Source organism: Sinorhizobium sp. B11 (genome assembly GCA_039725955.1).
GTDB lineage: Bacteria > Pseudomonadota > Alphaproteobacteria > Rhizobiales > Rhizobiaceae > Rhizobium.
Genome location: CP091034.1, coordinates 2,255,689 through 2,281,003 on the forward strand (window position 1 = coordinate 2,255,689; position 25,315 = coordinate 2,281,003).

General features: G+C 62.1%; 16 protein-coding genes and 2 pseudogenes. 11 read left to right on the plus strand and 7 right to left on the minus strand.

What is annotated here, in order from left to right; genetic code table 11:
- Positions 1–69 precede the first annotated feature (69 nt).
- Positions 70–828, plus strand: coding sequence for an adenylate/guanylate cyclase domain-containing protein (locus tag LVY75_21045; protein ID XAZ25614.1), 759 nt, complete (start codon positions 70–72; stop codon positions 826–828).
- Between the two features lie 94 nt (positions 829–922).
- Here LVY75_21045 and LVY75_21050 read toward each other — a convergent pair whose 3' ends face one another.
- The 4 genes from LVY75_21050 to LVY75_21065 all read right to left on the minus strand — a co-directional run bounded on the left by LVY75_21050 (position 923) and on the right by LVY75_21065 (position 4,859).
- A complete protein-coding gene (locus LVY75_21050) occupies positions 923–2,404 on the minus strand; it encodes a sodium:solute symporter family protein (GenBank protein ID XAZ25615.1) in 1,482 nt (493 codons plus the stop codon).
- Positions 2,394–2,594 (minus strand): DUF3311 domain-containing protein, encoded by a 201-nt coding sequence (locus tag LVY75_21055; GenBank protein ID XAZ25616.1) that lies wholly within the window; start codon positions 2,592–2,594, stop codon positions 2,394–2,396. The genes LVY75_21050 and LVY75_21055 overlap by 11 nt, the downstream gene beginning before the upstream one ends.
- A gap of 205 nt (positions 2,595–2,799) precedes the next feature.
- Positions 2,800–3,447, minus strand: coding sequence for a response regulator transcription factor (locus tag LVY75_21060; GenBank protein XAZ25617.1), 648 nt, complete (start codon positions 3,445–3,447; stop codon positions 2,800–2,802).
- A gap of 41 nt (positions 3,448–3,488) precedes the next feature.
- Positions 3,489–4,859, minus strand: a complete 1,371-nt coding sequence (locus LVY75_21065) for a cache domain-containing protein (protein ID XAZ25618.1) — start codon at positions 4,857–4,859, stop codon at positions 3,489–3,491.
- A gap of 112 nt (positions 4,860–4,971) precedes the next feature.
- Here LVY75_21065 and LVY75_21070 point away from each other — a divergent pair.
- From LVY75_21070 to LVY75_21085, 4 genes and pseudogenes are all read left to right on the plus strand, one after another.
- Positions 4,972–5,070, plus strand: a pseudogene (locus tag LVY75_21070) (adenylate/guanylate cyclase domain-containing protein).
- A 69-nt stretch (positions 5,071–5,139) separates the two neighbouring features.
- Positions 5,140–5,709 (plus strand): TetR/AcrR family transcriptional regulator, encoded by a 570-nt coding sequence (locus LVY75_21075; GenBank protein ID XAZ25619.1) that lies wholly within the window; start codon positions 5,140–5,142, stop codon positions 5,707–5,709.
- Between the two features lie 159 nt (positions 5,710–5,868).
- Entirely contained in the window at positions 5,869–7,050 is a 1,182-nt protein-coding gene (locus LVY75_21080) for an efflux RND transporter periplasmic adaptor subunit (GenBank protein XAZ25786.1), read from the plus strand.
- Positions 7,051–7,056: 6 nt separating this feature from the next.
- Positions 7,057–10,143 (plus strand): annotated as a pseudogene (locus tag LVY75_21085) (multidrug efflux RND transporter permease subunit).
- Positions 10,144–10,399: 256 nt separating this feature from the next.
- Here the strand turns inward: LVY75_21085 and LVY75_21090 are convergent.
- Positions 10,400–12,244, minus strand: coding sequence for an EAL domain-containing protein (locus LVY75_21090; GenBank protein XAZ25620.1), 1,845 nt, complete (start codon positions 12,242–12,244; stop codon positions 10,400–10,402).
- A 290-nt stretch (positions 12,245–12,534) separates the two neighbouring features.
- On the opposite strand from LVY75_21090, the gene LVY75_21095 reads away from it, so the two are divergent.
- Both LVY75_21095 and LVY75_21100 read left to right on the plus strand, forming a co-directional pair.
- Positions 12,535–13,332 carry a class I SAM-dependent methyltransferase gene (locus LVY75_21095; GenBank protein XAZ25621.1) on the plus strand — a complete coding sequence of 266 codons (798 nt, stop codon included), beginning with the start codon at positions 12,535–12,537 and terminating at the stop codon, positions 13,330–13,332.
- A 273-nt stretch (positions 13,333–13,605) separates the two neighbouring features.
- Positions 13,606–14,795, plus strand: a protein-coding gene (locus tag LVY75_21100; protein ID XAZ25622.1) for an IS3 family transposase whose coding sequence is annotated in 2 segments (ribosomal slippage) — positions 13,606–13,855 and positions 13,855–14,795 — 1,191 coding nt in all. Because the reading frame shifts where the segments join, the coding sequence is not laid out codon by codon here.
- 1,665 nt (positions 14,796–16,460) lie between these two features.
- On the opposite strand, the gene LVY75_21105 is transcribed toward LVY75_21100, so the two are convergent.
- A complete protein-coding gene (locus tag LVY75_21105; GenBank protein XAZ25623.1) occupies positions 16,461–17,498 on the minus strand; it encodes an MBL fold metallo-hydrolase in 1,038 nt (345 codons plus the stop codon).
- 288 nt (positions 17,499–17,786) lie between these two features.
- Positions 17,787–18,452: a peroxiredoxin gene (locus LVY75_21110; protein ID XAZ25624.1), complete on the minus strand. Its 666-nt coding sequence runs from the start codon at positions 18,450–18,452 to the stop codon at positions 17,787–17,789.
- A 259-nt stretch (positions 18,453–18,711) separates the two neighbouring features.
- On the opposite strand from LVY75_21110, the gene LVY75_21115 reads away from it, so the two are divergent.
- From LVY75_21115 to LVY75_21130, 4 genes are all read left to right on the plus strand, one after another.
- Positions 18,712–20,430, plus strand: a complete 1,719-nt coding sequence (locus tag LVY75_21115; GenBank protein ID XAZ25625.1) for a hypothetical protein — start codon at positions 18,712–18,714, stop codon at positions 20,428–20,430.
- Between the two features lie 410 nt (positions 20,431–20,840).
- Positions 20,841–21,026, plus strand: coding sequence for a hypothetical protein (locus LVY75_21120; GenBank protein ID XAZ25626.1), 186 nt, complete (start codon positions 20,841–20,843; stop codon positions 21,024–21,026).
- 164 nt (positions 21,027–21,190) lie between these two features.
- Complete coding sequence (locus tag LVY75_21125; protein ID XAZ25627.1) at positions 21,191–23,029, plus strand: tetratricopeptide repeat protein; 1,839 nt, start codon at positions 21,191–21,193, stop codon at positions 23,027–23,029.
- A gap of 188 nt (positions 23,030–23,217) precedes the next feature.
- On the plus strand, positions 23,218–25,008 hold the full coding sequence (locus LVY75_21130; GenBank protein ID XAZ25787.1) for a glycoside hydrolase family 15 protein: 1,791 nt from the start codon (positions 23,218–23,220) through the stop codon (positions 25,006–25,008).
- Positions 25,009–25,315 lie beyond the last annotated feature (307 nt).

Below are 25,315 nucleotides of genomic sequence, written 5' to 3' on the forward strand. Positions count from 1 at the left end.
CCGGACACACGCTGTTGCCAAATGCGCCGGACTGGCGGAAGCTGCCATGACACGGGAGTAACGGCAGGCATGACGACAGCAGCCATCACAGGACATCATGCAAAACCCGGCAGCGCCGGCATCTGCCGCGGCTGCTGGGACCAGATGCATATGCCGATCCCGATCGGTGGCCCGCTCTCGCTGCCGCTGCGCGCCTTCGGCATCACCAGAAGCAAGATGAACCCCGATATCTGCACGATCTGCGAGCGCTCCTTCCAATATGTGAAGAAGCAGCGCCACATCACCTCGGGCGCAACGATCCTGTTTGCCGATATCAGGGGCTATACCGGCCTGTCGGAGCGCATCGGCGCGGTCGAACTCAGCCAGATCGTCAGCCTGTTCCAGACGCGTGCGGCCGAGGCGATCTGGGCAAACGACGGCATCGTCAACAAGCAGATGGGCGATGGGCTGATGGCGATCTTCAACTTTCCCATCAAGCGCGAAGACCATGCCGCAGCCGCAATCCGGGCCGGCAGGGATATCCAGCGCCTCTGCGGCGAAGCGCTCGCCGGCATCGATATCAGCGAGCCGCTCGGCATCGGTGTCGGCATCCATACGGGCGATGTCCAGATCGGCGAATTCTCTAGCTTCCACAGCGATTTCACCGCGATCGGCGGCGTGGTCAACCAGGCCGCAAGACTGGAATCGCAGGCACAGCCGGGCGAGATCGTGGTTTCGGCCGAAGCGGCCCGCCAGGCGCCGGCGCTCATGACCGGGAGCGAGGTGCGGATGCTCTCGCTGAAGGGCTTCGAGCAGCCGGTGGAGGCGCGGATCTTACAGGCGGATTGAGCGCGGATGCCTCCCCCGTATCGGGACTGTCCAGCCGCCCTCAAGCGGGGCGGCCGGGCGTTGGCGGCGACCGCGCGGTCGCCACCGGTAAGGATCATTGCTGGGTCTGTGGCCGTGTGGATTTCGCCAGCGCCGCGCTAAGAACCGCCGCGACGACGATGTTCGCCGCAAGGGCCAGAAGCCCGGTATAGACGGTGAAGCTCGCGCCTCCGATGGTCACCGCATGCAGCGGCTTCCAGCCCGCGTCCCAGACGAGATAGGTGCCGCCGAAGAAGCCGACGAACCAGCCAGCGAGCAGGCCGGGTGCGCGGAACCAGCCGGTATAGAGGCCGAAGACCAGGGCCGGCAGCGTCTGCAGGATCCAGATGCCGCCAAGCAATTGCAGGTCGAGGGCAAACTGTGTCGGCAGGAAGAGGATCACGAGCAGCGCACCGATCTTGACGATGAGCGACGTGATCTTCGCGACCTTGGCCTCTCCCGCCGGAGACACGGCGGGATCGACGTAAGCCTTCCAGAAATTGCGGGTGAAGAGATTGGCCGCGCCGATGCTCATGACCGCAGCCGGCACCAGCGCGCCGATGGCGATAGCCGCGAAGGAAAAGCCTGCAAACCAGCTGGAGAACAGGGTCTTGAACAGCGCGGGAACGACGTCGTTGGCGCTGTCCAGCTGCAGATGCGCGGCATGGCCCATGTAGCCGAGCAGCGCCAGCAGGCCGAGCAGCAGCGTATAGGCCGGCAGCAGCACCGCATTCTTGCGGATCGTGTTGCCGCTGTTGGAGGCGAAGATGCCGGTCAGCGTATGCGGATACATGAAGGCGGCGAGAGCCGAGCCCAGCGCCAGCGTCGCATAGGCGACATACTGGTTGGAGGCGAGCAGCAGGCTTCCCGAGCCCTTGGCCTGGAAGGCGGCATCGGCGGCATTGAAGACATTGGCGTAGCCGCCGAGCTTCGAGGGGATCAGTGCCACGGCGGCAATCACCACGATATAGATCATGATGTCCTTGACGAAGGCGATCAGCGCCGGTGCGCGCAGGCCTGCGGAATAGGTGTAGAGCGCCAGCACGATGAAGGCGATGGCGAGCGGCAGTTCGCCATGCAGGCCGAGCGCCTTGAGCACTGCCGTCATGCCGACGAGCTGCAGGGCGATATAGGGCATGGTGGCGATGACGCCGGTGGCGGCGACCGCCAGTTCCAGCCCGCGTGAACCGTACTGGCCGTGCACGACGTCGGCAGCGGTGACATAGCCGAACTCCTTCGCCCGCTTCCACAGCACCGGCATGACCATGAAGACGAAGGGATAGACGATGATCGTATAGGGCAGCGCGAAGAAACCGTAGGCGCCGACCGTATAGACGAGTGCCGGCACGGCGATGACCGTGTAGGCGGTGTAGAAATCGCCGCCGACGAGGAACCAGGTGATCCAGGTGCCGAACGAGCGGCCGCCGAGACCCCATTCGTCGATATGGGCAAGCGTTTCGGGCTTGCGCCAGCGGGCGGCGACGAAGCCCATGATCGTGACCAGGACGAAGAAGAAGATGAAGACGGAGAGCGCCGTTACGTTGATGTCACTCCCCATCGCGCGTGCTCCTGTAGGCGACCCAGATCAGGGCTGCGGTGATCGGCACCCAGAGCAGCTGATACCAGTAGAAGAAGGGGAAGCCGAAGAGTTCCGGTTCGCGGAAATTGTAGAACGGCACCCAAAGGAGGCCGATATAGGGAATGAGCAGCAGCCAGAGCGCCGCCTTCCCGGTGGATTTCTGATTCACGATGATATCCTCTCGTCCTGAGCGCCCGGGCGCCTGCCCGGCCAGACGGAGAAAGATCTTGGGCCGACCCCGCGACAAAGCCGCGGCGGGTCGTATGGCTGGCGGATTTTTCTCCCCTGGGCACAGATCCTCCGCTGTGCGCAAGCCTTGCTAGAACAGGCAGCGCACGCGCCTCAAGACGCGCGGCGGGGATGTTGGCGCCGGACTACCCACTGGTGGGTAGCTCCGCCAGCGCATCGGGATGCTCCAGGACGAAGCGCACGAGATCAGCGGTCGTGGAGACGCCGAGCTTGCGCTTGAGATGCTTGCGGTGCGTCTCGACGGTCGCCTCGCTGATTCCGAGTTCGTCGCCGATCTCGCGATTGCTCTTGCCCGCAGCCACCAGCCGCGCCACCTCGTGTTCGCGCCGGGTCAGGCGTTCGCCTGTCGGCAGCGGACCGGTGTTGAGCAGCAGATCCCTCACGCCGCTGGAAAAATAGGTCTGCCCGCCCGCCACCGTCACGATCGCCTCCACGACCTCTGACGTCGGTACCTCCTTGAGCACGTAGCCCGCAGCACCGCGCATGATCGAAGACGAAATATACTCGCGGCTGTCGTGCATCGACAGCATGACGATACGGCTTTCCGGGCTCTCGGCCTTGATCAGCGTTATGGCGTCGATGCCGCTGGTCTTCGGCATGTTGATATCGAGGAGCACGACGCGCGGGCGCAGTGCCCGCAGGAGCGGCAGCGCCTCGGCCACGTCGTTTGCGCCGCCAACGACGCTGACGCTGTCGTAGGTGTCGAGAACCTTCCTCAGCCCGTCGACCACGACGGGATGGTTGTCGACCAGGAATACGGTGATCGGCGTCATCGTCGTCCGCCCCTTTCACACGACCGCTTCAAGCGGCCATCTCATGCTGCTTTTGTCGCAGCGTCCGCTCGTGCTGCCGATCGCGGCAGCATCACCTGCAATTTCGTGCCTTTTTCCGTTCCGCCGATAATCACCATCCCGCCGAAATGCGCAACACGCTCGCGGATGTTCTGCAGACCGAGCCCTTCGTTCTGCCTGATGAAGCCGGACGGCAGGCCGAGGCCGTTATCGGCGATCTGCATCCTGGCGCGCCCGTTCTCGCTCCACAGCCTGATTTCCAGCGCCGTGGCCTTCGAATGCCGCTCCACATTGTTCAGCGCCTCCTGGGTGACGCGAAAAAGAGCCGTGCGCGCGTCGGGCGAGAGATCGTCCACGAAGCTCTCCATGTCCATCGTCAGCGCCAGCCCGGTGCGCAGCGAGAATTTCTCCGCCAGGTTCTTGATGGCGGCAGCCAGCCCCATATCGTCAAGGACGCGCGGCCGCAGGTCATGCGAGATTTCGCGGATCTCGCGGATCGTGGCATTGAGCCCCTTGACGCTTTCGTCGATCGCCTCTTTCAGCTCCGTCGTTTCCGCATGTCGCCCCGCAAGCTCCATCGCGAAGCGTACGCCGAGCATGTCCTGCGAGATGCCGTCGTGCAGCTCCCGCGCTAGCCTCGCCCGTTCGGATTCCTGCGTGTCGATCACGCGCTGCGTCAGCTGCTTCAGCGCCCCGTCTGCCATCCGGCGCTCGTCGAGCGTCAGATAGAGACAGGTCGAAAAGACGATCACCACCGCCGGAACGGCAAATAGCGCGACGATGATGAAACTCTGCCGCGTGCGCTCGCGCAGCGCCGCGTTGGCCGCCGAGGTCTGGACCGCGACATCGTCCAGATAGGCGCCCGTACCCAGCACCCAGCCCCATTTGGGAAGTGCCACCACATAGGAGATCTTGTCGGCGACGGCTTCGGTGGAGGGTTTCTGCCACTTGTAGCGGTGATAGCCGCCGCCGCTTCTGGCGGCAGCGACAAGCTCGCGGATGACCCGGTCGCCGTCAGGGTCCACCAGCGTCATCCAGTTCCTGCCGTTGCGGAACGCCTGCCGGGGATGGACGACATTGTTGCCGGCATAGTCGTAGACGAAGAAATATCCGTCCTTGCCGTAGTCGAGCGAATTCAGGATCGCGGCGACGCGCTCCTTGGCGGCGTCGTCATCCACCCCCGCGCCGTCATAGGTCGACTGGATGGATGACATTGCCACACCGACGAGATTGGCGATCTCCCCTTCCTTCGAGCGCAGCATCGCCTCCTCGAACGCGGCCGAATTGCTGCGTGCAAGCTTGGCCGACTGCCAGGTGAGCAGCATGGTGACCGCCAGCGTAACCACGATCAGGGGGCCGACAGCGAGGACCAGGATTTTCGATCTGAACGTCATTGATACTCTTCCCGTCGTTCAACCGGCGGCACAGCGGCCCCTGGTCCTTGTGACGGAGTTTTGCCTTCGCCACAACATCGCCGGCCAGCCGCTCGACATCGGCGCCGGCATACAGATCGGAGAATTCTCCAGCTTCCGCAGCAATTTCACCGCGATCGGCGGCGTGGTCAACCAGGCGACAAAGGCGCAATCGCAGGCGCGGCCGGGCAAAAACACAAAAGCGCTTGCATTTAAATCCGAACGTTCGTATTTTTATCCATGAAAACCGGGGCCCATATCTGTGACGCGAACGCGCAAGATCACCACTGACGATATTCTCGATGCTGCAGAGCGCGTGGTCGTGCGCGCTGGCGCGGCCGGGCTTTCGATCGATGCGGTCGCAAAGGAAGCCGGCGTCAGCAAGTCGCGCGTCGTCTATGACCACAAGACCAAGAGCGCGCTTCTGGAAGCGCTGGTCGATCGCCGTGTCGGGGCAGATGTCGCCCATATGCAGGAATGCGTTGACGCCGCGACGGATACCCCTCACCCGGAGCTTTACGGCCGCATTGCCGCTGCCGACAAGACGCTCGACGATACCGACCGCGCCGTGGCTATGGCGATCAGCGCCTCCATGTCGAGCGAGGAAAACCTGCAGCAGATCATCCGCAAATGGGTGGTGAGCGATCTGGCGGCCATGGCCGCCGGGCCGAAGCCGCGAGCAGCCCTGATGGCCTATCTGGCGCTGACCGGCTTCTATTGTACCGAACTTTTCGATTTCCACCGCTGGAGCGGTGGCGAGCGCCAGCAGCTGCTCGAGGATATCCGTAACGTCTACACAACGTTTCGCGAGCCTCCTGAAACGAAGAGCTGACCCTAGTTAAACTCCAAACCGGTTCCGGGAATGCCGTTGAGCGGTCTTTCCGATGGGAACTGCTTGGGAAAAATGACCTGAACAAGCCGCCCGGGGGGCGGCCAAAAAGGGAAAAGACTGATGTTGCGCAAGACCAGACTGCCGCGCCTCAAGGCGATCATGGCAGCCACCGCCCTCCTCGCATTCACCGCTGGCGAGACGTTCGCGCAGGAAGGCATGCAGATGCCGCCGGCGGCCGTCGGCGTCGTCGAGCTGAAGGCCCATGCCGTGCCTGTGGTCAACGAGCTGCCGGGCCGCATTGCCGCCACCCGTGTTTCGGAAGTGCGCGCCCGCGTCTCCGGCATCCTGCAGGAACGCGTCTTCGAGCAAGGCACATTGGTCAAGCAGGGCGACGTGCTCTACCGCATCGATCCGCGCATCTTCCGCGTGCGGGTTGCCTCTGCTGAAGCCACATTGCAGCGCGCCAAGGCGACGCAGCAGAATGCGCGCCTGCAGCTGCAGCGCCAGCAGAACCTGAAGGAGCGCAATATCGCGACCGGCATCGATTACGATACGGCCGCCGTCGCCGTCGCCCAGGCCGATGCCGATGTGGCAAGCGCCGAAGCCGGCCTCGATGAGGCCAAGATCAATCTCGATTACACCGAGGTCCGCGCGCCGATTTCAGGCATCATCGGCGGCGCGCTGGTGACCGAGGGCGCGCTCGTGACCGCCGACGGCACCTCCAATCTGGCGCTCATCCAGCAGGTCGACCCCGTCTATGCCGACTTCACCCAGTCGGCCCAGGATCTCCTGAACCTCAAGCGCGCAGTGGCCGACGGCAAGCTTGCAAGCACGGCACCCGGTGAGGCCCGCGTCGAACTCGTCTTCGACGATGGCAGCCTCTATGCCGAGCCCGGCCGGCTGCTGTTTGCCAGCGCCAATGTCGACCCCAATACCGGACAGGTGACGCTGCGCGCCGAATTCCCCAACAAGCATGGCGATCTCCTGCCCGGCATGTATGTGCGCGTGCGCATCGAACAGGCCGTGCGCCAGGATGCGCTGACCGTGCCGCAGCGGGCTGTCACGCGAAACGAAGCCGGCCAGGCGCAGGTCTATGTGCTCGCCGAAGGCAACAAGGCGGAGCTTCGCCCCGTCACGCTCGGCCAGGTTCTCGGCTCCGAATGGGTCGTCGAGACAGGCCTGAAGCCCGGCGAAACCGTGATTGCCGATGGCGTGCAGAAGGTGCAGCCCGGCGCGACTGTCGCGCCCGAACCCTGGAAGCCGGACGCCCCGGCGGACACTTCCGCCGCACCAGCGGATGCTTCCGCGAGTGCCCCTGCTCCGGCAAAGACGGCGGAGTAAGAGCTCATGGCACAATTCTTCATCCGCAGGCCGATCCTGGCCTGGGTCTTCGCATTGTTCATTTCGATTGCGGGCATCATCGCAATCCCCTTCCTGCCGGTCTCGCAATATCCGAAGGTCGCTCCGCCGCAGCTTTCGATCTCCACCTCCTATCCAGGTGCCTCACCGCAGGAAATCTATCAGGGCGTCACCCGCCAGATCGAGGATGAGCTGAACGGCGTCGAAGGCCTGATGTATTTCGAATCGACCTCTGATAATTCAGGCTCGGTCAGCATCAACGCCACCTTCCGCGCCGGCACCGATATCGACCAGGCCTCGGTCGACGTGCAGAACGCCATCCGCCGCGTCGAAGCCCGCCTGCCCGCGACCGTGCGTTCGCAGGGCATCAACGTGGAAGAGGCAAGCTCCGGCTTCCTGATGTTCATTGCGCTGACCTCGACGGACGGCACCCGCGATGAAGTGGCGCTCGGCGACTACATCACCCGCAACATCATCGGCGAGCTGCGCCGCATCGATGGCGTCGGCCGCGCCCAGCTCTTTGCCGCCCAGCGGGCGCTGCGCGTCTGGATCGATCCGGACAAGATGGTCGGCCTGAACCTGACGACCGACGACATCAACAACGCCATCACCGCCCAGAACGCCCAGGTCGCCGCCGGCCAGATCGGTGCCGCACCGAACCCGGTCACCCAGGACCTGACGGCAACCGTGCTCGTTCAGGGTCAGCTGCAGACGCCGCAGCAATTCGGCGAAATCATCCTGCGCGCCAATCCCGATGGCTCCACCGTGCGCCTCAAGGATGTCGCCCGCGTCGAGCAGGGTGCGGAATCCTATAACTTTACGAGCCGCCTGAACGGCCAGCCGAGCGCGGCGATCGCCATCCAGCTCTCGTCGACCGGTAACGCCGTTGCCGTCTCCAACGCCGTCAACGCGAAGATGAAGGAGCTCTCGCGCTTCTTCCCGTCGGGCATCGAATATTCCGTTCCCTACGATACCAGCCCCTTCGTCTCGGCTTCGATCGAGAAGGTCATCCACACGCTGATCGAGGCTGTGGCCCTCGTCTTCGTGGTCATGTTCATCTTCCTGCAGAATTTCCGCTACACGGTCATCCCGACGCTCGTCGTGCCGGTGGCGCTGCTCGGCACCTGCGCGGTCATGTATGCGACCGGCTTTTCCATCAACGTGCTCACCATGTTCGCCATGGTCCTGGCGATCGGCATCCTCGTCGATGACGCGATCGTTGTCGTCGAAAATGTCGAGCGCATCATGGCCGAGGAAGGGCTGTCGCCAAAGGCGGCCGCCCAGAAGGCGATGAGCCAGATCACCGGCGCCATCCTCGGCATCACGCTGGTTCTCTCCTGCGTCTTCATTCCCATGGCCTTCTTCCCCGGCTCGACCGGCATCATCTACCGCCAGTTCTCGCTGACCATGGTCGTCTCGATCCTGTTCTCGGCCTTCCTGGCGCTGTCGCTGACGCCGGCCCTTTGCGCCACCTTCCTGAAACCGATCAAGCAGGGCCATCATGGCAAACGCGGCATCGGCGGCTGGTTCAACCGCAATTTCGAGCGCATCACCGCGGGTTATTCGACGACGGTGACAGGCATGGCGCGCCGCGCCGGGCGCATGATGATCGTCTATCTCGCCCTCGTCGTCGGCCTCGGCTATCTCTTCATCAACCTGCCGACCGCCTTCGTGCCGGATGAAGACCAGGGCTTCATGATCGTCGATATCCAGGGCCCGCCGGAAGCGAGCGCCAACCGCACGATCGAATCCATCAAGCAGGTGGAAAAGATCTTCCGCACCGAATCCGCCGTCGAAAATATCGTCGCGATCCAGGGCTTCTCCTTCTCGGGCAACGGCGCCAATGCCGCCCTCGCCTTCGTGACGCTGAAGGACTGGGCCGACCGCGGCCCCGGCAATACCGTGCAGGAAATCGCCAACCGCGTGAACGGCCAGCTCTTCGCCCTGAAGGATGCCACCACCTTCGCGCTCTCGCCGCCGCCGATCGAAGGCTTCGGCGCCACCGGCGGCTTCTCCTTCCGTCTGCAGGACCGCGGCGGCAAGGGCCAGACCGCTCTTGTCGAGGCGGCCGGCCAGCTGATGCAGATGGCGGGCAAGAGCCCGGTCCTGACGGGCATGCGCGTCGAAGGCATGCCTGACGCAGCCCAGGTGCTGATGGTGATCGACCGCGAAAAGGCCAACACCTTCGGGATTTCGTTTGCCGATATCAACAACGCCATCACCGCCAATCTCGGCTCGTCCTATATCAACGACTATCCGAATACCGGCCGCATGCAGCGCGTCATCGTCCAGGCGGATGACCGCGCCCGCCTGCAGATCGACGACGTGATGAAGATCAACGTTCGCAATGCGAGCGGCGGCATGGTGCCGCTCTCTTCCTTCGCCATTGCCCAATGGCAGAAGGGCGCGCCGCAGATCGTCGGTTATAACGGCTATCCGACCGTGCGTATCTCAGGTGCGCCGGCCCCCGGCCAGTCCTCGGGCGCGGCAATCGCCGAAATGGAGCGTCTGGCCTCACAGCTGCCGGAAGGTTTCGGCTTCGAATGGTCTGGCCAGTCGGCGGAAGAAATCACGTCAGGCAGCCAGGCGCCGATCCTCTTCAGCCTGTCGATCCTCTTTGTCTTCCTGCTTCTGGCAGGTCTCTACGAAAGCTGGTCGATCCCGCTCTCGGTCATGCTGGTCGTGCCCCTCGGCGTCATCGGCGCGGTGGCGGCGGTGATGCTGCGCGATATGCCCAACGACATCTACTTCAAGGTGGGCCTCATCGCGATCATCGGCCTCTCCGCCAAGAACGCCATCCTGATCGTGGAATTCGCCAAGGATTATTACGCCGAAGGCAAATCCCTGCTGGATTCCGCGATCGAAGCCGCCCGCGTCCGCTTCCGCCCGATCATCATGACCTCACTCGCCTTCACCCTCGGCGTCGTGCCGCTCGCGATCGCGACCGGCCCGAGTGCGGCAAGCCAGAACGCCATCGGCACCGGCGTGCTGGGCGGCATGATCTCGGCGACGGTTTTGGCGATCTTCTTCGTCCCGGCCTTCTTCGTCTTCGTGCTGAAGCTGATGAGGACGAAGCGACCGGTCACTGAGCAGGAAACGCCCGCACCACAGGAAACCCCGCCAAAACGCCCCGACCGTCCACCCCTGACCGCAGCGGCCGGTGCGTCATGCCTCCCGGGCTCCCTTGAGGGCCTGGGAGGCAGTTTCGAAGCCCGATCTACAGCAATGCGCCACATGGGGCCGAACGCGAGCCCCAATCCTCCCCACGAATAGCAGGTCGGAGGGCGGGCCACGTGCCCGATAGCGTTGTCGGAAATTTCGATTTTCCGGATCAAACCGACTTGACGAGCCGAATGATCGCCGGCGCCGGTCCGAATTTGGCGATCGAGGTCTTGCGAAAATCCAGGAAGTCCTGCGCCGGAAGCGCCTTTGAGAAAAGCCAGCCCTGGCCGAACGAGACGCCGTGCTCGCGCAAATAGGCGGCCTGCTCTTCCGTTTCGACACCTTCCGCAACGGCGAACAGTCCAAGCTCCTGCGCCATCTCGATGATATGCAGGGTTACGGAACTCGTCGCTGTGGCCCGCCCAATCATGTCGATGAAGGATTTGTCGATCTTCAGCGCATCCACAGGCAGACCCTGGAGATATTGGAGGCTGGAATAGCCCGTCCCGAAATCGTCGATGGCAACCGAGTGGCCGGCTTTTCGTGCCCTCTCCAGATTCGTCCGCGCGGCTTCGACGTCCATGAAGCCCCTCTCTGTCGCCTCCAGCCAGATCTGCTCGTTGTGAATATCCGTGTTCTGAAGCTTTTCGGCGATCATGTCGATGAAGCGGCCCGATTTGATATCGGCCGCGCAGAGATTGATCGCGATATGCAGCCCCCTGTCGCTGGCGAGAACCGCCGACATATCCTTTACGACCGCCTCGACCACCTGATCGGTGATCGGCATAATCAGCCCCGTTTCCTCCGCAAGGGGGATGAAGAGATCGGGGCGGACCATGCTGCCATCCCGTTGCCGCCATCGCACCAGCGCCTCGGCGCCCACGCAGACACCCGTCGCCAACTCGATGATAGGCTGGTAATGCACGATGAACTGCCGTCTATGGATCGCAAACTCCAGTTCGGCCCGCGGCGACAGCTTTCCCCTGGAAAACACCACGACCATAGCCACGATGAACGCGGCGATGAAAAGGCCGACCGGAAGAAACAAGGTCAGCTCCCGGCGAAGCTGGCCGTACACCATGCTTGTCTGCTCCGAAGTCACAGCGACGACACCACCGCCGGATACCGACGCAAACATCCTCTCGCCGTCGATGCCCGTGACCTTACTGTCGATATGCTGGCGGCCCGCCGCGGCAAAACCGCCATGCGCCACGACTTCGGCAAAATAAACCAGATCGTTCAGGTCGGTCCGCATCATCGTTCTCCATTCAGAACGCTGGGTAACACATTTGCTAGCTACTGGCACCAGCGTTCTACTGACATGTTCCTTCTCAACGGCAACCGGCCGCAAACAAGGAGCAAGGCAATGACCAAGAAGTTCGAGAACAAAGTCGTAATCGTCACCGGCGGCACAAGCGGCATCGGGCCGGACGAACGAAATATCCGGATCGTTGCGGCCATCGATCAGCAGCCCGCTATTGTTGAAAAGCGCAAGCGATATGCCGCGGCCAAGCTCGACATCGACAAACCTTGAAGGCGTCACAAGGACATTGTGATTGCCCAGGTGCAGCGCCGTCATATGTTTCCCTCGGCTTACAATAGGCAGAATGCGAAGAGATACCTCCACGCCGTCAGCGGTGGTGTAATCCACACGCGGTCTCGCAATATCGGCTTCCGTGACGCCCCATGACGTGCACTTTAGCTTGCCATCTTCGAAATAACCGATCTCCTCCACAGACGCCGTATTTATGGTCAGCACACGCATGAGCGCGATATGCTGCGGCGAGCAGGGAGTGACATTTGCGGCATTCACTTCGGCAAGTGCCGTGCGCGCATCGGAAAAGGTGAAACTTGCCCGCTCGACAGCGTCTTCGGCCTGTCGCAGAAGGCCCGACAGTTCCTTGCCGATGGCAATCTGCCATGAGGCATAGGCCATGACCGCCAGCGGCGCGACCGCCCCGACGACAGCAAGCACTATGCCCAGCGTGATGACGCGATACCGTCTGGCTTGCATGAGTCACCTATAATTCAACTATAAGAACATAATCAGCAAGCATTAATCAAGAGGCAAACCAGCGGTCGGTATTGCGTGGAAACATCGCCAAGGGGTTTCTTCTCAGCTGCCGCAGGAACCACCATGAAAACCGGCGGCGTGAAGGTCGTCAGAGGCCACGTCATGGGTCGATGGCAGGAGGCCAGAGCGTGTGTCTACGGCGCAACCGAATAAACCCCGGCCCTCCGATAGACGCAGCATCCAGCCCGCCCTATATCCGCCCCGCAAAGGCACCATTGCTGGGAGCGCCCATGCCATCCACCTTCATCGCCAAGGGCGCCGACGCCTATGAAGCCAGCATGGGCCGCTGGAGCCGCAAGCTAGCAGACCCCTTCCTCGCCTTTGCCGGCGTGCCCTCGCACGGCCGCGTCCTCGACGCCGGCTGCGGCACCGGCAGCCTGACGCTGGCGCTCGCAACCCATCCCGAAGTGACCGCCATCGAAGCCCTGGATTTCGAGGAAAACTTCGTCGCGGCCCTCAGCGCCCGCACGGATGACCCGAAGATATCGGCCCGCCAGGGCGACGTCTGCGCCCTGCCCTATGAAGACAAGAGCTTCGACGCCGCCTATTCCCTGCTCGTCCTGCATTTCGTCTCCGACGCCGACAAGGCCATCGCCGAAATGCGCCGCGTCCTGAAACCGGACGCCACCGCCGCAGCCGCCGTCTGGACCCATGACGGCATGCCGAGCTGGCGTCTCTTCTGGAACACGATCCGCGCCGTCGAACCCGAAGCCGAAGGCAACGGCATCCCCTCCGGCCCGAGGCCGATGACGGCGGAGGGCGAACTGCGAGCGCTCTTTGCGAATGCCGGCTTTGCCGATGTCACCGAGGCAAGGCTGACGATCACGATGAACTACGCCTGTTTCGAGGATTTCTACCTGCCGAAGGTCTATGGGCAGGGACGGTTTTCGGCGTTCTTCGAGGCATTGTCGGAGGCAAGACGGGAGCGGCTGCGGGAGGCACTGAGAGTGGCTTATCTGGATGGCAGGTCAGAGGATGGGCCGCGTGGGTTTGAGAGTATTGCCTGGGCAGTGCGGGGCCAAGCCTGAGCAAATTAGCCACCGAGCAGACCTCGGAGCCCGGTGGCTACTCAATCTCGTGACACTCACCAAGGCTGCCGCGTTGGCATCACCGACACCTTCGCAACACCCATATGCTGAGGTGACCAAGGCCCAAAACAGCGGTAGCACCATTCACCGAGCGGTAGGTATAAACATCTTTAACGCGGGCAAAGCGGCATACTTCAATTCGCGCAGTTTGACCTTGCCCCGTTGAAATAATCCATTTTGAAGTAAGCTCTGGCCCATTGAGAGGACCAGGGAATGAAGCGCAAGCGTTTTACAGACGAACAGATCATCGGCATTCTGAAGGAGCACGAGGCGGGCACGCCAGTCGCGGAGCTTTGCCGCAAGCACGGCGTCAGCGATGCCAGTATTTATAAGTGGAAAGCCAAGTTCGGCGGCATGGACGTGTCCGAGGCCAAGCGGTTGAAGACCCTGGAGGACGAGAACACGAAGCTGAAGCGGCTCCTGGCGGATGCCATGCTCGACAATGCTGCTTTGAAAGACCTTTTGGGAAAGAAGTGGTGACGCCCGCAGCAAAGCGGAACGCTGTCAAGCATCTGATGAGCCACCATCAGATGAGTGAACGGCGGGCGTGTAAAGCCATCGGCGTTTGCCGGATGACGATCCGTTATGAAACGAGCCGCAGCGACGATCATGACCTTCGCGAGCGAATGAAGGCGTTGGCGCATGGACGTCGCCGCTTCGGATATCGACGCATTCACGTGCTGCTCAGGCGCGAGGGCCACATTGTGAACCACAAGAGGCTCTTCCGGCTCTATCGGGAAGAGAAGCTGACGGTGCGCAAGCGCGGCGGTCGCAAGCGAGCGATTGGCACGCGAGCACCGATGCTTGTCCCGATGGCAGCCAATGATCGTTGGTCGCTGGACTTCGTATCGGATCAACTCACCGACGGTCGCAGGTTCCGGGTGCTGACGGTCGTCGACGATTGCACCAGGGAATGCCTGGCACTCGTCGCCGATACATCACTTTCCGGTCTGCGGGTTGCACGCGAGCTTGACCGGATCATCGAGGGGCGTGGCAAGCCAAAGATGATCGTCAGCGACAATGGCAGCGAGTTCACCAGCAATGCGATCCTGAATTGGACGGATCGGACCAAGGTGGAATGGCACTACATCGCGCCGGGCAAGCCGATCCAGAACGCCTTCATCGAAAGCTTCAATGGGCGGCTGCGAGACGAGTTCTTGAATGAAACTCTCTTCTCGTCACTGACCCAAGCTCGATCAGCGCTTTCAAACTGGCGCAGCGATTACAACGATCACCGACCGCATTCCGGCCTCGGCTGGATGACACCTGCCGAGTTCGCTCAGACAATCAACCCGCGACGTGATGCGGTGCTGCGCAGCCGAAATGGCTCCGCACCGCAACCCGCCGCTACCGCCCCGAATACAGCAACCCAAAACCGTTGGAGCGAACTCAAAACTGGATAAAACTTGGGGGCAAGGTCATCGCCAACGACCATGTAAACTCGTCCACCAGTATTTAATCGGCTTTTCACGCCCTCAAGCACAGTGCACATGTCATCAACGTACCCCTCGATCATCTCCGGCAAGCTTGCATTCCAAAGATCGTCGCGCTTTGCTTTGAGGGCCGCCACGGTTTCCGACAACAGCAAGCCAGCAGGCCGACTTGACGTCATATCGCGGCGGATCTGCACGTGACTTCGAAGAGTTGCTTGGCGTAAAGCACGATTGCTCCCGGCCCCGTTCAGGTACCCGAGAACCCAGAGCTCCACATTGTAGACATCGGTATAGTCAAAAGAATTTGGATAAGGAGGAGAAAAGACAGAAAGGTCTACTTTTTCTCCGTATCCAGCAAGTTTACGTGCATCTCCTCGCATCAATGTATAATCGGCGCACGGACGATGCTGAAACTTCCTCAAATCGTACAGAGCGGTAAGAACTCTTTCTTTGAATAACTCGTCAACATCGCTAGCGGAAACCATATTTGGTTTGTTCCGATAGCGCCGTCCCTTACCGCTGACCAAAACGTTGCTTACAGGAATAATTATTCCACCGAGGAGAACTCGAAAAAGCCTTGATATGGAACGATCCGAGATCTTGCTTATTGCATTTACATATTTTTGAATCCGCTCGGCCACATCGCGAGAAAATATGTACCTGCCGTCCTTGCCCGGCTCGACAAACGTCGATGGAGCGTCCGGCCACATTTCACGTACGGGGCCGGCCGTTAGGACCTCTTCCACCACGACACCGTACAGTTTTGCCGCCCTATCGAGGTCATACGAAGCTACCTTCGCCTCGATGAGGTCTGCGAGAAATGGGTTTACCTCAATAGTGGTGGGACATACGCCAAGAAACTGTGACGCCAGGGCAGTGGTACCTGAACCGCCGAACGGATCCAATATTGTTTTGACTGCACGACCTAGCGAGTAAGCTGTTTCGTTTACGGCTTGCTCAATTAATTCTGGAGCAAACGCCTCTTTGAAACGGCGCCAGTTTTGAAACGGCAACTCATCAGAACCCCAGTTAGTTCCTATAGCTTGAACTGCGCGACCTCTTGTCCAATCGCGAAACGTTGCCGGGCGTTGGGGCTCAACAGCGATTTCGACCATAATAAAAACCCATAATATAAGATGAAGCTAATCGATATGCCATGTTAGCACCATCGCCGAACAATTGTAGACCCCCTTTAGCCGAATTGGCTTGAGCCAATCTTACCACATTTTAGCCTGCAACTGGATCCTTGCATCAAGAAAGCCTCGTGACATTACAGCGGTGAAAAGTTGTAGATCTGACATATCCTCGCATACGTGCGACCGCTGGTTCACTAAGATGGGCAGCGAGTACGCGGTCCTCATCAAAAACTTGGATATGAAGGCGCACGGCCGATCAATGTGGGATGGAGATCTTGACATTGCCCAAGGAAAGCCGAGCACCAACGAACTCTCTGAACTCCCTGCATCACAATCAATCGCCAAGAAGATTTATAGCGGATCGCAGGGACACTGCAGCATGAAAAGTAGCGCGTGGCCGGAAATGCCGTGATTCAACACTCCGAATCTCCTATTGCTCCAACTCGTCTTATGCAATCCGCGGGCATTCAAGCAGCCTTGCCCTTACCCCTGCCACCCCTCACACCCCCACCACACCCCCAGCCTTCTTCCAAGCATCAATCCCACCCTCAATATGACACGCCGTCCCCACCCCCGCATCCTGCGCAGCCTGCACCGCCATCGCCGACCGCTCCCCAAACGCGCAGTAAAACACCACCCTCTTCCCCGTCGCGGCAGCCAGCTCATGCAGCATCCCGCCCGCTGACAGATTCTCCTGCAGATCCGCATAGGGCGCATGCAGCGCGCCGGGGATCGCCCCATGCCGTTCCCGTTCGTTCTTCTCCCTCAGGTCGACGATGACGACATCGCTGCGCCCGCGGAGCGTAAGCGCGTCCTTCGCGCTCACCGCCCAGCCCTTCCGCGCAATCTCCTCCTGATGCAGCCCGATGTGGATGTTGGCGGGCACGGCGACGTCCATCATCTTGGGGTTGGGCAGGTGCAGGTTGTTCATCAGGTCCACATATTCGTCGATCGATTTGACCTGCAGGCGCGGGTTGAAGCGTTTTTCCTCGCCGATGGTGGAGACCGTGTCGCCCTTGTAGTCATGCGCGGGAAAGAGCAGCGTTTCCTCCGGCAGGCGCAGGAGCTTGTTGAAGATCGAGTCATATTGGGCGCGCGGGTCGCCGTTCTGGAAATCGGTGCGGCCGGTGCCGCGGATGAGCAGCGTGTCGCCGGTGAAGATGCGGTCGCCCATCAGGTAGGAATAGGAATCGTCCGTATGGCCGGGCGTATAGAGCACGTCGAGGCTCATGCCCTCGATCGTCACCCGGTCGCCTTCGGCAACGCGCATGGCGACGACATCCGCCTTGGTCTGCTCGCCCATCACGGTGATGCAATGGGTCTGGTCGCGCAGTGCGCCGAGGCCGGTAATGTGGTCGGCATGGAGGTGTGTGTCGACCGCCTTGACCAGCTTCAGGTCCAGCTCGCGCACGAGCTGCATGTAGCGATCCACCTTTTCCAGCACGGGGTCGATGATCAGCGCCTCGCCGCCGCGCCTGGAGGCGATGAGATAGGTATAGGTGCCGGAAACACTGTCGAAAAGCTGTCGGAAAATCATGGTCGTCTCCGTGATGTGCTCATCTCGATCTAGCCAAGCGAACGGATACCGGCTCCAGGGCGCCGTGCGGCCGTTCGGACGCACAAGGGACGCTCTGTCTTTTCGATCTCCGCATCAGGCTTTCCCAAAATCGAATCCGATTTTCGGGCCGATGCTGCAGCCGATGATACGCTTGCATGGAAAAAAGCGGAATATGGGACGAGGACGGATGCACACTACCGCCCTCGCCTCTTCGGATGACCTTCCCTGAGGGCAAGCTATTCATTCCCTTACGGGAGGCAGCACCTTTCAGGTCAGGATCGGCTGCGGCACGATGCGGATATAGGGCTTCGGCTCCTTCCAGCCCTGCGGATAGAGCTGCTTCGCCTCATCGTTGGAAACCGACCCGGCGATGATCACATCGTCGCCCGGCTTCCAGTTCACGGGCGTTGCCAGGCGATGCTTGGCTGTCAGCTGCAGGCTGTCGATCACGCGCAGGATCTCGTCGAAATTGCGCCCCGTCGTCATCGGGTAGGAGATGACGAGCTTGATCTTCTTGTCCGGGCCGATGACATAGACATTGCGCACCGTCTGGTTGTCGGCAGCCGTGCGTCCCTCGGATGTCTCGCCTGATGCAGCCGGCAGCATGTCGTAGAGTTTGGAGACGGCAAGCGTGGGATCGCCGATCATCGGGAAGTTCGGCGCCATCCCCTGCGTCTCGGCAATATCCATCGCCCAGCCGGAATGCCTGTCGACCGGATCGACCGAGAGGCCGATGATCTTGACGCCGCGCTTGTCGAATTCCGGCTTCAGGCGCGCCATGTAGCCGAGCTCCGTGGTGCAGACCGGCGTAAAGTCCTTCGGGTGGGAAAACAGGATGCCCCAGTCCTTGCCCAGCCATTCGTGGAAGCTGATCATGCCGTCGGTGGTCTCGGCGGTGAAATCGGGGGCGATGTCGTTGATGCGCAGTGACATGGTCTTGGTCCTCTTGGTTTGCCGGCCGCCTTGGCCGGGGTCGCGAAATCTGGGTTGATCCTCTCTGCGCTGCCTTGGGTGTGTTGCCATCGCCAGCGCCGGATGTACGATGGCGACATTACGTACCGGCCGTTCCTCCAGCGTTCCCCGAGCCAGCTTTCGCTGCGGCGGGCGGGAACGCCGGCAGGGACATTTTTTCGACATGGCATTTTCGAGACATTCCGGGCCGCGATCGGGCCTGATCTGACAGGGGCATAATGTGAAAATTTCTCTGGATCTGCTCGGCCGCTTTGCGGTCCGCGTCGATGGTGCCGAAATCCCGGCCGCCGCCTGGAAGCGAGACCGCGCCGCCGCCATCATCAAGCTGCTGGCGCTCTCGCCCGAGCATCGCATCCACCGCGAACAGGCGATGGAGGCCTTCTGGCCGGATCTGGATGCGGAAGCCGCCGGCGCCAACCTGCGCAAGGCGCTGCATTTCGCCCGCAAGGCGCTGGATGCGCCTGATGCGATCGGCATAACCAAGGAAATCGTCGCCTTCCTGCCCGACGTGGAAATCGAGACCGATGTCATCAGGTTCGAGACCGCTGCAAAGGCTGCGCTGCGCAGCAGGGGCGCGGCCGAATGCGAGGCCGCGGCCGATCTCTATGGCGGCGCGCTGCTGCCGGACGACCGCTTCCTCGAATGGCTGGACGCACCCCGCCAGCGCCTGCAGCAGCTCTATGTGGAGACGCTGCGCGCTGGCAAACTGTGGCGCCGGCTGATCGCGCTCGACCCGACCGACGAGGAGGCGCAATGCGCCCTCATGCAGGCAGCGCTCGATGCCGGCAACCGCACGGAGGCGATCCGCCAGTTCGACCAGCTGCGCGAAAAGCTGCACGCCGAGCTCGGCGTCGGCCCCAGCCGCCCGGCAATCGAGCTTTACGAGCGGGCGCTGGCTCTATCGGGCGCGCAACCGGCAGCGCCGGTGGAGCGCATCCGCGCTGCCCTTGCCTGGGCGCTCGTGCATCTGCAGAGCGGCGAATTCGCAAAAGCTGCCGATCTCGCCCGCCAGACCCGCGCCGAGGCGCTGGATGCCGGCCTCGGCCGCGAGGTCGGCGAAGCAGGCGCCATCCTTGGGCTCACGGCCCATATGCAGGGCCAGTGGCGAGAGCTTTTCCGCAGCGAATTCACCGAATGGGTAAGGAAGCGCAGCGCCTTCGTGCCCGCCGTCTTCGATGGCCATCTCTGCCTTGCGGAATTCTGCCTGTGTGACGCCCGCGGCCACGGCCTCATCCATGAGAGCGCCGAAGAGCTGCTTGGTGTCGCCGACGAGGCGAAATCCGTGGCCGGCCGCGGCCTCGCCTGCCTTATCCTCGGCGAAATCGCCCGCTGCGCCGGCAATCTCGATGAGGCCGAACGCCTGCTTGTTGAGGCCGAGCGCCTGCATGTGGAAGCCAATGCCATATCCGGCCGGGTGCTGGTGCTGGAGCGGCTGGCCGAGATCGCGCTTGCCCGCGGCCAGAAATGGCGCGCCGCCCGCTTCATCCAGAAGGCATTTGCCGATGCGCAGGCATCCTGGCTGTCAGGCCACCTGCTCTTGCGCCTGCAGGCGCTCGCCGTGCGCTCCGCCACCAGCAAGGAAAAGGTCGCCGAAGCCATCCTCACCGGCGACCGGCTGTTGACCCCGGGCGCCTGCCAGCCCTGCTCCATGGGCCTGCGCACGGCGTCCGCGATCGCGCTCGCCCAGGCCGGCAATCTCGACCAGGTCGATCGCCGCCTGAACGAGGCCGAACGCATTGCCGGCATGTGGCAGGGCGGCCCCTGGGCGGCTGCTCTATGGGAGGCCCGCGGCGTCCAGCGCCAAGCCCAGGCCAACAGAATCCGCGCCGTCGCCGCCTTCGCCGAGGCCGCCGCCCGCTATGAGGAACTCGGCCGGCCACTCGATCAGGCGAGGTGCCTCGCCCAGATGGATGAGGCGCAGATGGCTGTGGCGGTCTGACAAGTCAAAAAGACTGCCAAGTCTCCGTTTTAACTGTGCAAAAATTAAACAAATACCCGGCGGAAAGCTCCGCCGGGTATTTATTAAGCAACAGCTGAAATAATTTCGCCGCGATTTAAAAAGTGAAATTGCGGTTCCATTATTCAGGCCTACAATGTTCCACGCTGGATGCTGCAAACCCAGTGGAGAAGGGTTGCCCAACCTGTTGAACCGGGCGGCCCTTCTCCTTCCTTTACCGCAAGCGCGGATCTGTTGCTATTACATGCGTAACATCGTGAACAGGCATTGAAGAAATCCCCAGGGCGGACGGGGCTGCACGAGGACGTGATCTACTTTTTATTGAAGAACACAATCTGCGCCCTAGAACGTTCGGGGGGACGTTTGAGGGAATGTCGATGATAAGAGAGAAAATGTCGGCGAGTCAGACGCCGATGCAGGAAGAAGATGTCGCTCTTTGCCAGAGCGTCTATGACCATATCTGTGCGGCACGGCATATCGCCACGGACGGCGAACGCGAGGAACTGGCGATCCAGATCCTGCATTTCTATCAGCATGGCGTGAAGGACCAGGGCAGCCTGGAGCGGCTGTTGCTGTAGGTGGAAGACGGCGCATTGCGCAGGATATCTGCCTAGGGCACCCCTACCCGTCGGCCGCCCCTGCGTAATGTCCCGGCCCAGCCCCGATCTCTGCAGCGAAGCAGACTGGCTTTCGCGCCTATGCTACACTCCCACTCGAGAGCATGCTCATCGAGGGGACCGGCATGGAACGCAAGCTCGCAGCCATTCTCGCCGCTGATGTCGCCGGCTATTCGGCGCTGATGGAGCAGGATGAGGCCGGTACGTTCCAGCGGCTGAGGGCAGATCACAAGGAGCTGCTGGAGCCGGAAATCCGCCAGCATAATGGCCGCATCTTCAAGCTGATGGGTGATGGGTTGCTGGCCGAATTCGGCAGTGTCGTCGATGCGGTGGAATGCGCCGCCGCCCTGCAGCGCGGCATGATCAGGCGCAATGCCGGTGCTGCGGAAAGCACCCCGCTGGAAATACGGATTGGCATCAATCTCGGCGAGGTCATCGTCGAGGGCGAGGATCGTTATGGCGAGGGCGTCAACATCGCCGCCCGCCTGCAGGCCCTTGCCGAGCCCGGCGGCATCTGTGTTTCGGGCAAGGTTTCGAGTGAGGTTTCCGGCAAGCTCGCCTTTGCCTTCGAGCCGATGGGCGAGCAGCGGGTCAAGAACATTGCCGAGCCGATCGCCTGCTACCGCGTGAAGTTCGATCAGGGCATGTCTTCCCGCACCGGGCCGCGAGTGCCGAAAAGGATCTCGATCGCCGTCCTGCCCTTCAGCAACATGAGCGGCGACCCGGAGCAGGAATATTTCTCCGACGGCATTACCGAAGACATCATCACCGACCTCGCGAAAATCTCCGGCCTGCATGTCATCGCCCGCAACACGAGCTTCACCTACAAGGGCCGGGCCGTGAAGATCGAGCAGGTGGCCCGCGAACTCGGCGTCGGCTTCCTGCTGGAAGGCAGCGTGCGCAAGGCCGGCGCCCGAGTCCGCATTACCGGGCAGCTCGTCGACGGCCGGGATGGCAGCCATCTCTGGGCGGAGCGCTACGACCGCGAACTGACCGATATCTTCGCCATACAGGACGAGATCGCCCACGCCATCATCGAGCAGCTGAAGGTCAGGCTGCTGCCGGATGAGAAAGCGGCGATCGACGCCACGCCGACGGAGGATGTCAAGGCCTACACCTATTACCTCCGGGGCCGGCAATTCCTGCACATGTGCTCGAGATCCTACATGCTGCTGGCGCGGCGCATGTTCTCGAAGGCGGCCGAGATCGATCCTGATTATGCGCGCGCCTATGCCGGCATCGCGCTCTGCGATTCCGTTCTCCACTCCTGGCAATATGCCGATATCTCCATCGAGGGCATCCTCGCGACGAGCGCCAGGGCGCTGGAACTCGATCCCGATCTCGCCGACGCCCATGCCTCGCGCGGCCTCGCCCTGCAATATGGCGGCCAGCGCGATGAAGCAGCCGCCGAATTCGAGCTGGCGCTCACGCTCGATCCGGATCTGCATGAGGCAAACTATTTCTTCGCGCGCTTCTTCTTCGAAAATGGCGATTTCGAACGAGCTGCCACCCTGTTCGAACGCGCCACCCGGCTGCGGTTCGACGACTACCGCTCCGCCGCGCTCCTGGCCTGCATCTATCTCAAGCTCGGCCGCCACGCCGACATGCAGCGGGCCGGCCGGCTGGGCCTGGAGCGGGCCGAACGCGAACTCAGCCAGCATCCCGAGAATTCGAGCCCTGCCCAGCTCGGAGCCTTGATGCTGGCCTATCTCGGCGAATGCGACCGCGCCAGGGAATGGGCGGCCCGCACGCTCGCCATCGACCCCGATGATCTCAACGCCATGTACAATATCGCCTGCGCCTATCTGAACATGGGAGACCAGGATGCGGCGCTCGACCTCCTGGAAAAGGTCCTCCCGATCGCCTCCGTGCACCGCCACTGGTGGACCAGCGATCCGGACCTCGACACGATCCGCGATCACCCGCGGTACAGGAGGCTGGTGGAGATGACGGCGGGCGGATGATCTAGGCGGCGGATGTTCCACAATGCTGCGCGCCAACTGCGCTCCACCTCACTTTGGGCACCGGAGGTTGGAGTTGTCCTCACCATCCATCAAAACGTCGTGGCTCGTCGCCGGCCGGAAACCCGTCGCGGTTGACCTCCGCGTACAAGCCCTACCTAAAGCCCGGCTGACATGCTGAGGAGGTTATGGTGACGGCACTTATCGAGGATTACGCGCTTATCGGCGATTGCGAGACCGCAGCACTCGTCTCCAGAAACGGCTCGATCGACTGGCTGTGTTTTCCGCGCTTCGACTCTCCCGCCTGTTTCGCCGCCCTGCTCGGCACGGAGGAGAACGGTTTCTGGTCGCTCTCGCCTTCGGGCGGCAAATACAGCACCACGCGCCGCTACCGCGAAGACACGCTCATTCTCGAAACCGAATTCCAGACCGAGACCGGCACCGCTGTCGTCACCGACTTCATGCCGTTGCGCGATGGCACCAGCGACCTGATGCGCATTGTCGAGGGCAAGAGCGGCACCGTCGCCTTCGACATGGAGCTCAATCTCCGCTTCGATTACGGTCGCACCGTTCCCTGGGTCACGCATGGCGAGGATGGCGGCATCACCGCCATTGCCGGCCCGGACAGGCTCACGCTGAACTGCGCCGTGCCGCTGGAAGGCCGCGGGCTGAGCACGGTCGGCTCTTTTGAGGTCGCGACCGGCGAACAGCAGATCTTCACGCTGACCTGGTCCCCCTCGCACCTGCCGCAGCCGGCCCAGCGGCAGGTGGAATATGCACTGCCGGATACCGAGGAATTCTGGCAGTCCTTTGCCGCGAAATGCCCCAAGGTAGGCAAGTGGACGGAGCAGGTGAAGCGCTCGCTGATCACGCTGAAGGCGCTCACCTACATGCCGACGGGTGGCATTGTCGCCGCGGCCACGACCTCCCTGCCTGAAAAGATCGGCGGCCCGCGCAACTGGGATTACCGCTATTGCTGGCTGCGCGACGCGACGCTGACCCTGCTCGCCCTGATGAAGCTCGGCTACTACGAGGAGGCGAGCGCCTGGCGCAGCTGGCTGCTGCGCGCCGTTGCCGGTGCGCCGGCACAGATGCAGATCATGTATGGCGTCGCCGGCGAGCGCAACCTGCTGGAATGGCAGGTGCCCTGGCTGAAGGGCTACGAAGGCTCCGCGCCGGTGCGCATCGGCAATGCCGCCGCCGAGCAGGTGCAGCTCGATGTCTATGGCGAGGTGGCAGATGCCTTGCTGCAGGCGCGCAAGGGCGGCCTGCCGCCGCATCACCGCGGCCGCGAACTGGCCATCGCCATCCTGCCCTTCCTGGAAAAGGTCTGGGTGCAGCCCGACGAGGGCATATGGGAAGTGCGCGGTGAACGCCAGCATTTCACCTATTCCAAGGTCATGGCCTGGGTGGCCTTCGACCGCGCCGTCCAGATCGCCGAGGCGGACGGCGAGCCCGAAGAAGCCGCCCGCTGGCGCGCGATCGCCGACCGCATCCATGCCGAGGTCTGCGAAAAGGCTTTCAACGCCGAACTCGGCTGCTTCACCCAGGCCTACGGCTCGAGCGCGATGGATGCGAGCCTGCTGCATCTCGGCATGGTCGGCTTCATCGCGCCGGATGATCCGCGCTATGTGGCGACCGTCGAGGCGGTGGAGCGCAAGCTGCTGCGCGACGGCCTGCTCCTGCGCTACGAGACGCAGGAAGTGGATGACGGCCTTCCACCCGGCGAAGGCGCCTTCCTCGCCTGCAGCTTCTGGCTCGTCGACGCCTACTACATGATCGGGCGGCAGGAGGATGCGCTGCAGCTGTTCGAGCGGCTGCTGGCGATTTGCAACGATGTCGGGCTGCTGGCGGAGGAATATGATCCGGGGTCAAAGCGCATGCTGGGGAATTTTCCGCAGGCGTTCAGCCATATCGGGCTGATCAACAGTGCGCTGAACCTGGCGCGGGCCGAGGGGCCGGCGGATCAGCGCTCGGCGTGATGGGTGGGTGGCGGCATCACCCGGAGCCCCCTCATCCGCCCTTCGGGCACCTTCTCCCCAATGGGTAGAAGGCGGGAACACGCGGCACCGCTTGCAACAAGAGACGCTTGAAGTTGCACCGGGCATTGCGGCAGACACCCCTTCTCCCCAGCGGGGAGAAGGTGCCCGCAGGGCGGATGAGGGGGCTGCAGGCGCAAACCTTGCCCATCTCTTTGACTCGATAGCGGCCGAAGCAGCACCCCCACTATTCCAAAATCCCGAACGATTCATTCGTTTCCCTTTTGTACTCTCAACCCCTTCCATTTCC